At 56.8% G+C, this 12,146-nt stretch carries 10 protein-coding genes; 1 reads left to right on the top strand and 9 read right to left on the bottom strand.

All coding sequences use genetic code 11. The features are described from left to right. Positions 1 to 124 precede the first annotated feature (124 nt). The gene (locus tag RDV48_11190; GenBank protein ID MDQ7823351.1) at positions 125 to 2,470 is read left to right on the top strand and encodes an HNH endonuclease signature motif containing protein; all 2,346 of its coding nucleotides are present in this window, start codon (positions 125 to 127) and stop codon (positions 2,468 to 2,470) included. Positions 2,471 to 2,580: 110 nt separating this feature from the next. Here the strand turns inward: RDV48_11190 and RDV48_11195 are convergent, their stop codons facing one another. The 9 genes from RDV48_11195 to RDV48_11235 all read right to left on the bottom strand — a co-directional run bounded on the left by RDV48_11195 (position 2,581) and on the right by RDV48_11235 (position 11,815). Beyond that, on the bottom strand, positions 2,581 to 3,312 hold the full coding sequence (locus tag RDV48_11195) for a hypothetical protein (protein MDQ7823352.1): 732 nt from the start codon (positions 3,310 to 3,312) through the stop codon (positions 2,581 to 2,583). An 18-nt stretch (positions 3,313 to 3,330) separates the two neighbouring features. Then, a complete protein-coding gene (locus RDV48_11200) occupies positions 3,331 to 5,166 on the bottom strand; it encodes a C10 family peptidase (GenBank protein ID MDQ7823353.1) in 1,836 nt (611 codons plus the stop codon). Positions 5,167 to 5,290: 124 nt separating this feature from the next. Further along, positions 5,291 to 7,132 carry an ankyrin repeat domain-containing protein gene (locus RDV48_11205; GenBank protein MDQ7823354.1) on the bottom strand — a complete coding sequence of 614 codons (1,842 nt, stop codon included), beginning with the start codon at positions 7,130 to 7,132 and terminating at the stop codon, positions 5,291 to 5,293. Between the two features lie 47 nt (positions 7,133 to 7,179). Beyond that, positions 7,180 to 7,761: a Mov34/MPN/PAD-1 family protein gene (locus tag RDV48_11210; protein ID MDQ7823355.1), complete on the bottom strand. Its 582-nt coding sequence runs from the start codon at positions 7,759 to 7,761 to the stop codon at positions 7,180 to 7,182. 16 nt (positions 7,762 to 7,777) lie between these two features. Next, a complete protein-coding gene (locus tag RDV48_11215; protein ID MDQ7823356.1) occupies positions 7,778 to 8,320 on the bottom strand; it encodes a ubiquitin-conjugating enzyme E2 in 543 nt (180 codons plus the stop codon). Position 8,321: 1 nt separating this feature from the next. After that, positions 8,322 to 8,579 (bottom strand): hypothetical protein, encoded by a 258-nt coding sequence (locus RDV48_11220; protein MDQ7823357.1) that lies wholly within the window; start codon positions 8,577 to 8,579, stop codon positions 8,322 to 8,324. Position 8,580: 1 nt separating this feature from the next. Beyond that, positions 8,581 to 9,732: a ThiF family adenylyltransferase gene (locus RDV48_11225; GenBank protein MDQ7823358.1), complete on the bottom strand. Its 1,152-nt coding sequence runs from the start codon at positions 9,730 to 9,732 to the stop codon at positions 8,581 to 8,583. After that, on the bottom strand, positions 9,729 to 10,523 hold the full coding sequence (locus tag RDV48_11230; GenBank protein ID MDQ7823359.1) for a hypothetical protein: 795 nt from the start codon (positions 10,521 to 10,523) through the stop codon (positions 9,729 to 9,731). Before RDV48_11230 ends, RDV48_11225 begins: the two co-directional genes overlap by 4 nt. Before the next feature lie 728 nt (positions 10,524 to 11,251). Continuing rightward, positions 11,252 to 11,815 carry a Uma2 family endonuclease gene (locus RDV48_11235; GenBank protein MDQ7823360.1) on the bottom strand — a complete coding sequence of 188 codons (564 nt, stop codon included), beginning with the start codon at positions 11,813 to 11,815 and terminating at the stop codon, positions 11,252 to 11,254. Positions 11,816 to 12,146: the final 331 nt, after the last annotated feature.

The raw sequence follows: 12,146 nt of genomic DNA on the forward strand, positions 1-12,146 counted from the left end.
GACCTCTTCGCCCCTTTCAGGCCCTCTGAAGGGCATCCTTTGACGACCTTTTATCCTCTCTGTGATAAGGTTTCAGAGAGGTGACCTGTTTGATATTCTCTCACTGATATGCTATGATATAACCATGGATACACATGTAACCCAATCTGTTGCCGCCCTGTTTCTCCCAGATGAAGAAGAGCTTCTTCACCTCGGTGATTCCTTGCCTTCCAAGGATTACGAGGACATGCTCCTCCTCCCGGAGCCTTATGAGCTCCCCTCGGAGACCCCCTGCAGGCCCGAGCACCTGGTCAAGATCACCAGGGAAGGCCTTATCCCAGAGGCGGAAAAGCTCACGGAGGATATCACCTTCGGCTCCATCGACAGGGATGAGCGGGCAGCGCGCATTGATTTTCTGATCTGCGAGGCAGTCCACGGCCGCCTCGCACTGGATCTTGTACTCGGCGGCCTTCTCGTCACTCTGAAAACAAAGGGGGTTGATCAGTTAGGATACCGCTCCATGGGCACTTTCGCCACGGAGCATCTCTCATTTTCTGGGCGCACCGCGTCGGAGCTGATGCACAACTTCGAGCTTCTCAGGGCGCTCCCCCTCACGCGGGAGGCCTATCTTGAGGGCAGGATCGCAAAGAGCGCCCTCAGGCATCTCTCGAGAGTCATCACGCCTGAGAATGAGTCCTGGTGGCTCGCCATTGCAGAGGAGCGCTCCCTGTGCGGCCTTGAGAGGGAAGTGAAAAGGGCTCTCGCGGGAGAAAATGCCGATGCTCCCGCTTCCGGGGAAAGCGATAAGGCACACGATGCTGAGCCTGAGGGCACGATGCTATATTTTAGCGTACCGCCCTCCCTTGCCCTCACCTGGGACTTCGCCCTCTCACTCTTCCAGGACAGGGAGCACTATGACGGGCCTGTCTCAGGCTTTGTCGAGGCGCTTCTCGCGAATTTCCTGGCCTCGGGGAAAGCTGCTCCAGAGCTTCCGGCCCTCTATAGAGAGGGGAATCGCCCCATATTTTCACGGGTGCCCCTCATGAAAAGGCGGATGGGAAACCGGCGCATCGGCGATCCCGATGAGGTTATCGGGGAGGACGGCGAGGGGCAGGCATTCGGCTCTCCCTGGGAGCTGCCCTGGAGCATCCATTTTCCGTCGTGGCTGGAAGAGGCCCGGTCCGGCGGAGAATACGCCGGGGTCTCCGCCAGGGCGGTTGCGAATCGCCTCCGGAGGGGCGCAACCATCCGCCAGAGGCTCGACGTGGCGGCGGGGATGCTCCTTCGGGCGATGGATGAGCGGCAGCTCCACCGCCTTCTCGGCTATGAGTTCATCGAGGATTACGCAGGGGAGTGCTGCGGATTTTCGATGGCTCAGACCCGCCAGCTCATCAGGCTCGCCCAGGGATTCCGGCGCCACTCCCTCACTGAAGACGCCTTCAGGAAAGGTGTCATCACCAGGGAGCAGGCACGCCTCATCCTCCCCCTCGTGGACTCCAGGAATGAATCTCAGTGGATTGCCTATGCCGCGAGCGTGCCCACGGCGGACCTCAGGGAAGAGGCGGGGCGTGTCGCCCGGATCCTTGAATATGACTGCCTGGTCCCCCACAATTATGCGCTCCTTCCCGGCTTCCGCTACGTCACCGACGAAAGGTTTCACGAGCTCCCTTCGGAGGTGCAGGACTGCATAAGGATAGGGTCCTGGTATCAAGGCCCCTCTCTTTGCTCTTCGTGGCCTCTCGCGTCAGACGACGAGGAGCTCGTTGCAGGACGCGACAGGCGCTTTGATGCGCCCTGGAAGTATTTCAGCGATGTCGATGAAATGCGCGCCTCCGAGGCCTCCATGGAAATTGAGAAAAACTCAACCCTGTGTGCGGGGCAAAAAGCCCGGCAGCTCTGCACCATCGCCCGGGGTGAGAGTCCCGAAGAGACCTTCCTGGTGGATATCCTCTCGGCAGGAAATCTCCCGCAGATGGCAGGGAGCTCCATGATGATAAAATTCTTTCTCCCCCGGGAGCTTGATCATGTCTGGAACGTGGCGGCACGGGCTTTTCTCAGTCATATCGCTCAGGCGGAAGGCGCCGGTGCCACAGATGATGCCTTGGGTGGCCCTGAAGAAAGATTCATTGCCGCCCTTCTAGCCGACTATCTCACCACCGAGGGAACCTTGAAAAAGGCGGCCCATCACCATAAAATCCTGAAGCGCGACCGGTTCCACTGCCAATCCCCCGGCTGCCGATGCCGCCGTAATCTCCATGTGCACCACATCATCAGGCGCTCACAGGGCGGCACCGATGACCCCTGGAACCTCATTGTGCTCTGCGAGGCCTGCCACCTCCACCTCCTCCACGGCCTGCGGACCCTCACCGTGAAGGGCAGGGCGCCTTACGAGCTCACCTTCACCTTCGGCTCCCTCTCGGAAGGCACCCCTTTCCTGGTCTATGAAAAGGGTCTCCTGACGCGGGTTCCAGCGATTCCATCAATTGCATGACATCTCGATGAGAAAGGTCGGAAACGTGGTCACCGATCCTGAGCCGAGAGCGGCCGGATAGGGTGAGCGTCAACAAGAGGAGCTGATTAAAGGGGCCGGCAGCCGGGCGGTCAGCGGGATTCCGGCTCTCCATCTTCATATTCCGTCACTTCCTCATCGATTTCGACCTCTTCCTCAGAGGGCGCCACCGTTGCCGCCCCCTTGTCGGTGGCCTCCGCGGGCGGCAGAGGATCGGCTCCCTGAGCGCCCTCGTTCTGCGCCTGCTCCATCTCTGCCAGGGCCGCCGGGTTGAAGTGCTCCGGGGTGAGAAAGCCGCTCTCCTTCATCATGCTCATCATTGCGAAGGTCTCCCGGGGCTCCATCGCGACGAGCGATTTAATGGGAATTCTGCCGTACTCGAAGGCAAGAAGCGTTTTACCGGTATCCTTGATTATATTGTTCATGGAGGTTCCGCCTTCCTCAGGCCGGACATTCCTTACCTTGCCGAGGGAAAAGCGGAGAGGAATCCTGAGAAACCAGAGCACGGCCGTGATGGTGATATTGCGGGAAGTCAGGGTGATCACCTGCCGGTCCATGAGGGACCTCACGGCGGTGTACATCGCCATCAGCCCTCCGAAAGTCCAGAAGGAAAGCCAGAAGAGCAGGAAAAACCTGACCGGCAGAGGGGTTTTGGGAGCGCAGAGCGCGAAAGAGGCGAAGAGCTCACCCATGAGCCACCCGCAGAGCCAGAAGCAGAGAAAGCAGCCCCCCGCCACCTGCTTTTCTGAAAGGACGCTTATTTCCAGGGTATTCCGGCTCCTGGTGAAGGTTGCCGTTCCTCCCGGCACGAGTGGGTGCTCCATTGCCGCCTCCTCATTTTTCTACTGCGTCAGGAAATTCGCGTCGGCCGCCGCGCCGCGCAGATTAGCGAAAGTGGGGACCGACGGCTTCTGCTCGCCGGCCTTCCAGACATAACAGTTGTAATAGCTTGTGTTGTCGCAGTCTTCCCACTCAAGCTCCTCATCGACGGCGACATTGGCGTCATTGTCGTCGGGGAAAGGGCTTTCGGGAGCGACGGCCCGCGGCCCTGGAGGGGCGGCATCCTTGCCACTGGGTATTATATTGTACACGTAGCCTCTCACAAAATTATAGCCTGAGGGCGCATCGGTGGGGAGGGAATACCATGTGTTCCATGAGGTGTCACGCCATCCAAAGCTCACATGGAAGGTCTTGTCGCTCTCATTGTACCCGTCAATCACCACGCAGTGGCCTCCTGCCCACTCATCCTCCTTGACTTTCCTTATGAGCATGACGCAGGGTCTCGAGGCCTTGATTTCAGCTATCAGGGTGTCCCTGTCAAAGGAAGCGGGGTCGTTGATCTCATAGCGCTTGTCCTTGGAGGCCTGGTAGCCGCAATAGGTGATATTCTTGCCGAAGGTGAAAATCCCGGCATAGGAGCCATCCTTGGAATAATTCATCTTGACGAGCACGCCGTTTGCGAAGCTTATCTTCGCTTTCGTGTCGCTGTCGGGCTCGCCGTTGTTATATTTCAGGTCCTTGCAGGTCGCATCGGCGGCATTGATTGAGATTCCCCTTGTCTTGGTCACGTAATTGTCAACGCCGGTGAAGGTGTACCACTCGGGAACCCTGTGGTAATTGAAGACCTCCGAAAAGGCTGTCGCCACGCATCCCACAAGGCACCTGCTGGAGCTGCCGTCATCCTCGGCCTTCGGGTCCATGGGGCACCTGTCGTTATAAGGGGTGAACTGGTGCCAGGCCGCCTTGAGGAGAGGACCATACACTGCGCGTTCCTTGCCGGTGTCATAAGCCTTGCCTGCCAGGTACTGGTTCCAGAGGGCGCGGTTCTTGAGGCCTTCGCTCGCTGAGATGTTCAAGCCTTTCGGGTGCGCTCCAAGCCTCATTTTCACATCAAGCCGCACAATACTGGCCAGCAGGTTCGGCGTGCCTGGTGCTGAAGAATACGGCGAATCGAAGGAATAGGCCAGGACGGGAGGCGCTGCATCGGCTCTGTCCGCAGGGACCACGACATACCCTGCAGGGGCCAGCATGAAGGCATAGGCAAGGGCTGCGCCTTCCTTATCGCTTATAGCTTCACTGGAGGAGATGGAGAAGCCTGCCGCCTTGCTGGAATCGAGGAAAGCCTGTGCCACGGTCCGGGCCGACTTTTCATCGATTCTCCCGATGAAGACGGCCCGCGGAAGGACCCGGGTGCCCCTGTTCTCGGTGGTGAATCCCCACACGGGGCCCTGCTCGGTGGTGCCGTCGGGATGGACGGCTTCGACCTGCCAGCGGTACGCGGTGCCGTAATCAAGCCAGTCTTCATAGTTGCAGTCCATCGAGAGGTTCCTGGTGACTTCCTGCCCATCGGCCACCTGCACCGATTCCACCGTGGTATCGTAATCCTGGCTCCGGGCAGTCACGGTCACCGTGCCTGCGGGAATTCCTGAAATGACATAATTCCCGTCCTTGTCGGTGACAGTGGCCTGGTTGCCTGCTGATATTGCTATGCCGTCCAGGGGGACCAGCGAATCGGAGTTTACGACCACTCCTTTAATTGTTCCCCCCCCGGAGAGTGTCGCACCTCCCGTTCCCCATATCCGGGCCGCTCCGCTTCCGCTGTCTGATCCGCACCCTGCAACGGAGGAGAGAGCGCAGAGAAGAAAAATAAGAGCCAGAAGAGCTGAATTCCTTTTCATAGTTTTTACCGCCTTTTTTGCTTTTTTGTTTCTCTGACCCGCAATAGAATAATATTACCACATTGAGAACATAACTGACAAGGTAAAACTTGAGTGACAGAAAGAGTTCAGAAGGGGGTTGCCTTTATGGAGACTCTCCTGCGCCGCGGGCCCTCAGCACCCCTTCGATTTCTCCCTTCGCCCAGTGGAGCGGCGGAGCGCCCTCCCTGTTCACTGCATTGACCTCAGCATTATGGGAAACGAGAAACTCCACGATTCCTCTGTGATTCTCTATCACCGCCAGGTGAAGAGGGGTGAACCCGTCATCGTCGCAGGCATTGACATCGGCGCCATTCATCAGCAGGAATTCCACGATCCTCTCGGCGCTCTCTCTGCACGCCAGGTGAAGGGGGCTGAGGCCGAAGCCGCCCTTTTCGTTGATGAGGGCGGGGGTTCTGGTCAGAATATTTTTTATGGTCTCTAGATTCCCTGATTTTATCTCCCTGGCAAGCCTGGCGAAGAGCTTCTTTTGAGAAGGGGCCGGGAGTATTTCCACAAAGGAGGTTATCGGTGATTTCTTTCTCAGCGCTTCATCAAGAATGGCAATCACCTCTGTGTGTCCCCCGCGGCGGGCCCATTTCAACGCAGTCGAGCCGTAGGCGTTTTCCGCATCGACCCTGGCGCCCTTCGAGATGAGCAGCTCGACAATAGCCCTGTGCCCCTTTTCACTGGCCCTGTGAAGGGGCGTCGTGCCGTGCCTGTCTTTTGCATTCACCCCGGCTCCATGGTCGATGAGGTACGCGGCAATCTCTAAGCTGCCGTTGTGGCAGGCGATATGAAGAGGTGTCCAGGAGTTCTTGTCCTTCAGGGCTGGAGATGCGGGGTTCTCGCGGACTGCCTGCTTTACTTCCTCAAGATCGCCGGTCTTGATCGCAGCGAAGATATCAAGGCTTCTGCCAATCCTGAAGTCCCGGCTCACCGCTTTTCGCGGAGGCACCTGGCGACTGCAGGCTGATGCCGAAGGCGAAATGGGCTTGAAAGCCTTTGGGGAAAAACAGGGAGGAGGGGGGGTGATGGCGGCAAGCAGGCTCTTCACCGCCTCGGCATGAGGCGGCCGTTTTTGAGGAGCCACCTCCACCATGGCCATGATAAGCCTGTCAAGCTCTTCAGGCACCGAAGGGTTGAGCGACCGGAGCGGCTCAAAGTGGAAAAGCCTCCGGGAGCTCTCCTCGGGGTCTTTCCCCGTGAGAAGGTAATGCATAAATACCCCGAGCGAGAAGACATCACTTGCCCGGTCCGCTTCCCCCCTGCACTGCTCGGGCGCGGCATAGCCTCTCGTGCCTATGGCGGTGCCTTTCTGAAGGGGAGCGAAGACTTTCACGATGCCGAAATCGACGAGAAATACTTTCCCCTCATGGAGCATCACGTTCCGGGGGTTCAGGTCGCGGTAGAGGAGAGGGGGATTCAGGGTATGAAGGTAGCAGAGGATCTCCACGATCTGAGAAAAGTAGCCGAGGGCCTCGTCACGAGGGAAAGGAGTCTTCTTCCTCTCCTCGATAAGGGCTTCAAAATCCTTCCCGTCAATGAATTCCATGACCAGGTAATGGGAATGCGCTCCCGTTGAACCCTCCTCTTCGCAGAAATAGTCAATGACCTTGGGAAGGCCTCCGTGCTTGAGCTTTGAGAGGAGTGTCGCCTCCTCCCTGAACTTTTTCTCCCGGTAGCTCCTCTCCTGCGGATCCTGGGAGTCCTGGGGGGACAGCAGCATCTTCTTCACGGCGACGATGGTGTCAAGCCTTGAATCATATGCTTTGAACACACAGCCCATTCCCCCTGATTTTACCATGGAAATGATACGGTAGCGGTTATCCAGCATAGGCTGCGAAGCCTGCGGTGAAGGGGCTTTCGCAAGCTTCACGCCGCAGGACGGGCAGAACTTTGCTCCGGAGGGACCGCATTTTTTGCACACACCGCAGAACAATTTCATAAGAGCCCTGCCTTTCCTGTCCTCCCCCGGGATGCATCAAGACTTTTCTAGATCAGGCACGCAAGGGAATCATCAATCACCCTGCCCTCTTTCTCCAGGCTCTCACAATGAGGTCCTATAAAGCTCCTCACTTCGAATCTGACGGGATCTATCACCACGCCGAGTGAATAGGGATGGTTGAAAAAAGCCCTCTGCGTCGCCCTGTCGGTCCCGCTGAAAAAGGCCCCGAGGTTCGGGTGGCTGTGATACCACCCGATGATGATCTTCCCCTTCTCGAGATGGGACTGGGCCCTGTTCCACAGCTCCGTGCCCATTCTGAGCGACACCGAGGAGTTCCTGAAATCAAGGCTTTCCACCGAGTCGGTGATGATTGACAGGTATGGATAATTATGCCTGACGCGGTAGGGATACTTGTAGAGAGTGCCTATCAGCAGGCCGCCGAGTTCATTTCTCTTATCGGACTCGAGATGGGCGACGATGGTCTCATGGCAGCGCTCGGTGGTGAAAATCAGGGGCTCGTCAAAGGAGGAGCCGAGGATCCTCACCGCCTGAAGCCAGTCCATCCCGGCAAGCAACGCGGAGATATCATTGATGATCAGGTCACTCTCGACATTCTTCCACTGAAGCACTCGGCACCTCAAATCTTTACACGTCGTTCCAGGAGCCTTTCGTCTCGATGTTCTTCCATATCATCCCGGTCTTTTTCGCCCTCTGCTTCAGCTCATCAACGACCACCGACGGGAAGGCCGAAGGCTTCTGTTTGAGAGCGCCGATATACCAGGTGCAGGCGGTGCTGTTGGCGGGAGATTTAGTGTTGATGATAAGGGGATCAAAAGCAAGGAGCTTCATGATCCTCTCCACGAGGAGGTCAAGCCCCTCGGTGGGGAGCCACTTCGTCCCCAGGCAGATCTTGCCGCTCTGGAAGATATTGGGATTCCAGACGGGAGTGAGGACCTTGGCATAGGGCTCCTCGAAAGGATACCTCCGGGGAAGGGTGATTTCAATATCGGAAGCCTCCTGGACCGCCGCAGGATAGGACTCATCACGGGCAGTGGGTATCCTGAGGCGTATCTTGAGCGTGGAAAGAGCGCGGTCGCACTCAAGAAGCTGCACCCTTCCCGGGTAAAGCGACGCCATGTTCCTTATCCTGGCGGCATCTTCCTCACGGCGCCTTTTCAGGGCCTCCATCTCAGCGCCCACCTGCGGTGAGCACCGGCTGAATCTCCAGGGTATCGCCGTCATGAAGCTCGGCCCTGATGAGGGAATGGGAAGGATTCAGCGTCTTTCCCGTCGTGGCGTTCACTATCGTGTAGTCGGTATCGCTCGGCAGCGACCAGTTGGTGATGGCGCCGTCTATGAGGTCGCCCACCGTGTTCTCGCCGGGGATGGTGATCTCCGCTTTTCTGGACTTGTCGGCAGTTCTCAGGATCAGCTTGAACTCGCTCATGTCATTCCTCCATTTCCAAAAGTATCTGGGTATCATCCCTGGTGAAGTGCATGAACTTTACCGGGACCGCCTTGCGGCTGAAGCGCATTGAAAGCTCATCGAGCGTAATGATATCCTTGATGGTGATGTCATTGGAATGAGTCCTGCAGGCCCCGCAGAGCGCCAGGGACTCGTCGAACCTCCTCACGTTGTCATCTATTGCCCTCGACAGGCCGCAGTTCCTGCAGGTGACGTCAAGGACCAGCTTGTCGCTGAGAGAGAGCACCAGGCTCTCCTCGCTTCCCAGAAGCCTTGCATAGTCGGCTCCCGGAACGTTTTTTACTTTGAAATAGTGGCTGTCATGAAAGATGGAGGAACAGAAGCACTCCTCCTGGTGCGAAAGATGAGTGACCGTCGAATTGAGGCTGATGGTGTCGAAATAAAGGCGCACCGCGCCCTGGGGGCCGCCGGGATGATTCCTCTGCAGAAAGAGTGAGCAGAGGATCGATCCGGCAAGGCTTGCGGTAATGGCCGTAGTGGGTATCTTTTTCTCTTCATAGGCTTTTTTCCGGAGCCACCCGCATGAGTAACGCTCCCTGATCTTCGCGTAAGCGGAGGGAGGGAGGTTGCACTGGTAACAGGCGCACCCCCTGTCCCGTGAGAAGGGATACTGCTCGATGCAGACATACCTGCTGTCAATGGCGGTGTTGTAAAGGTCCACCCGGGCCCAGAGGCAGAGCTCGTTGAGCCTTATCCTGGCCTCGTAATTGTCAACGCAGCAGAACAGGGCGTCATAGCTTTTCATATCTCCTATCCTGAGGGTTTCCCAGAGGTCACCCGTCTCAAAGGTCGTGTAAACCTTGGGATCAATCGCCCTGCAGGCTTCCGCCGCCGCTTCAGCCTTGAAGCGCCCTGTATCCTCCTCTTTAAAAAGGACCGATCTTGTGAGATTGTGTGTTTCAATCCTGTCAAAATCAATGACATGGATATGGCCTGTCCCCAGCAGAGCGAGGTTCTTGAGGACCTCGTTCCCCGTGGCGCCCGCTCCCACGACCACCACCCTGGCTCTCTTCACCTGCTCCTGGTCAAACCAGTCAATAAGGGAATGGCGCTGGTACCGCTGCTCCTTCAGCGCTCCAGGTGGCCTTTCTTCTGCCGTGTCAATGTCCTTCATTGTATCTCCAGTATCATGGACCTGTGACTTACGGTAATCTCATAGCCGAAAACGGGGTGATCGGTAAGAAGCCCCCTTATCCTTATGGTCCTCCCCTGGAGGCCCTTCAGGAACCGGCTTCCCCCCGAGGCCCTCACCGTGCCTTTGAAGACCGTCATCTTGAGGCCGTTGTTCCAGGAGCGGTCCTGGAACATCACCGCATAGCTCCTCCCGTCGCGGCTCACGTTCACCCTCGGGACATATCCTTGAAAAGTGATGACCTGCCCGACATACCGGGTGTAGTTATTCAGGGTGACCACGGCGGGCACGAAGGCGGCGCCGATGGAAAATGGCCCATTGCTGCTGATAGGCACTATTTCCATTGAATGACAGGAAACGCATCTGCTCCCGTTCATATCCCGGAGCACCTGCACGCTCAGCGCCTGGTAATGGACCTTGCATTTCCTGCACTGGAAGACATCGCCGGCAGGGTCTATCATGCGCCCCGTGAAGGCGTCATGGACATCCTTCAGGTCGCCCTGCCTGAAGATGCCGGTGTCGCTGTCGTCCAGGTTTCTCATCACCAGCCCCGGCACCGGCCCGGCCCTGGGGCGGTAGGCAAACTGCACCTCCTCTTTCTGGGGAACCTGCAGAGCCGCCTGTTCCGAGAATGTCACAGAAACGGAAGGGGCACGAACGGGCTGTTCTGCCGGAACGGAATGAGCCTGTGCCGGCCGGGAAGCCTGACGGGGTGCCGGGCGGGGAGATTCCCTCTCCATAAGGCCCAGAAAGCGCAATATCCTTTCAATCATCGCGACAATTCCTCTGAAAAGCCAGTAAATGAGCCCCGGATATAAGAACACTGCTGCGAAAAGAAATGCCACTCCCGATGGCAGGGCAGAGCTCCAGTCCCCCCTGACCAGCGCACCGACGCATTCCGCCAGTAAGCCAAGGCCTACACCCAGGAAAAAGAGCGCCTGGAGAAAAAGGCATCCGAGGTTTTCCCTCAAAGCATTCAGTGGTCATCACCGCTCTCTTCATGGTCCCCCGGGCGCCGGCTTGCCGGGACTTTCTGCAGCTTAAGGCGCGGCACTCGCCAGGGTATTCTTTTCCCTCTCCTCCCATTCCTTTCTGCTCCGGCATTCAGATATCCCCCGCCACCCCCTTCTCTTCTATTAAAAGTATAGCGGAGAAAAGTGACACATGGATGTCAGTGGGGAAATATTTCGAGAGCACCTTTCTTCATGGAAGCCAGGCGGGTGCCAGCACTTCTTGAGTTATTCCTCCCGAGAGGAAAACGGGCGCCGTGATGGAAAGGAGAGGCTATGAACAGGGTATTCGTCTATGGAACTCTGATGAGAGGACTGGGTAATCACCAGCTCCTGGAAGGCCGGGCAGAGGAATGCTGGATTTACCGCTCCTGTGACCGGGCTGCCGCAGAGAGAGGGCATCTGCCTCCCTGGAGGCGACTGGGCACAGAGCCGGGGTCTTACAAGAAAATAGAGACTCACTGCTTCACAGCGGTTTCGCATTTTTCCGGTTATTCAGGCCACACCTGCGAAAGAAGCACTGAAAAACCGGGGAAAAGAGCGGGGCGGAATTCAGCGGCTTCAGAAAGCTTCTGGGTAAGAGCGTATGATTCTCCCTGAAGCACATATTCTTCGAGAGTCCTCTCCTCAGGGCTCACAATCCAGTAATTCGTCACACCATGACGTGCATAGAGCTGGAGCTTTGCTACCCTGTCATAGCGTAAGGTGGCAGGAGATAGAACCTCCACGACAAGATCGGGGGCTCCCTCTATGGCCCTCCCTGTGATGATCGCCTTTTTTCCCTGTGAGACATAGATTATATCGGGCTGGGCAATTGAGGTGGCGCTTAATATGACGTCCACAGGTGCATACAATACTGTACCAAGCGAGTGGGTTCTCGAGTGGGTGAAAAGAATGAACGAAAGATTGCGGGATATCATCTGATGGGCGGTTCCGGGAGCAGGGGTCATCACAAGCTCTCCTTCGTGTATCTCATACCGGTTCCTGTCGTTGGGAAGGGAAAGATAATCCTCATAAGTGAGGACCACCGGCTTGGGACCTATGGATTCCGCCATCTCTGTCACCTCACCCTGATTGTAGCACACCGGATAAAAAGGGTCAATTGATGAGGCCTGTCATGGTATTGCTTTAATTCAAGTATAATGTTTTCCTGTTGTGATAATATTTCCCGGATGTTAAAGAAGAGGGCATTACTGTAAACATTTTGTGGCACTTGCACAGGGGAGAGGCGCTTCCCTTATGAGAGACAATAGCCTGCACCTGTATATATCAGGGAACGCACAGTGCGGATCATAGATAAGCCTGAGAAGGTAAAAGGGAACTGCCAGGGAAATTAATATGACAGATGAAGAAAAGAGAACAAAGGTTATGAATATAAGCGGGAGG

The organism is Candidatus Eremiobacterota bacterium (assembly GCA_031082125.1).
Classification (GTDB): Bacteria; Vulcanimicrobiota; CADAWZ01; order CADAWZ01; family Ess09-12; genus Ess09-12.

Excerpts from the sequence above, each read along its gene's own strand:
- RDV48_11235 (MDQ7823360.1), bottom strand. The coding sequence starts at position 11,815 with ATGGCGGAATCCATAGGTCCCAAGCCGGTGGTCCTCACTTATGAGGAT.
- RDV48_11220 (MDQ7823357.1), bottom strand. The coding sequence starts at position 8,579 with ATGAGCGAGTTCAAGCTGATCCTGAGAACTGCCGACAAGTCCAGAAAA.
- RDV48_11190 (MDQ7823351.1), top strand. The coding sequence starts at position 125 with ATGGATACACATGTAACCCAATCTGTTGCCGCCCTGTTTCTCCCAGAT.
- RDV48_11230 (MDQ7823359.1), bottom strand. The coding sequence starts at position 10,523 with ATGATTGAAAGGATATTGCGCTTTCTGGGCCTTATGGAGAGGGAATCT.
- RDV48_11225 (MDQ7823358.1), bottom strand. The coding sequence starts at position 9,732 with ATGAAGGACATTGACACGGCAGAAGAAAGGCCACCTGGAGCGCTGAAG.
- RDV48_11200 (MDQ7823353.1), bottom strand. The coding sequence starts at position 5,166 with ATGAAAAGGAATTCAGCTCTTCTGGCTCTTATTTTTCTTCTCTGCGCT.
- RDV48_11215 (MDQ7823356.1), bottom strand. The coding sequence starts at position 8,320 with ATGGAGGCCCTGAAAAGGCGCCGTGAGGAAGATGCCGCCAGGATAAGG.
- RDV48_11205 (MDQ7823354.1), bottom strand. The coding sequence starts at position 7,132 with ATGAAATTGTTCTGCGGTGTGTGCAAAAAATGCGGTCCCTCCGGAGCA.
- RDV48_11195 (MDQ7823352.1), bottom strand. The coding sequence starts at position 3,312 with ATGGAGCACCCACTCGTGCCGGGAGGAACGGCAACCTTCACCAGGAGC.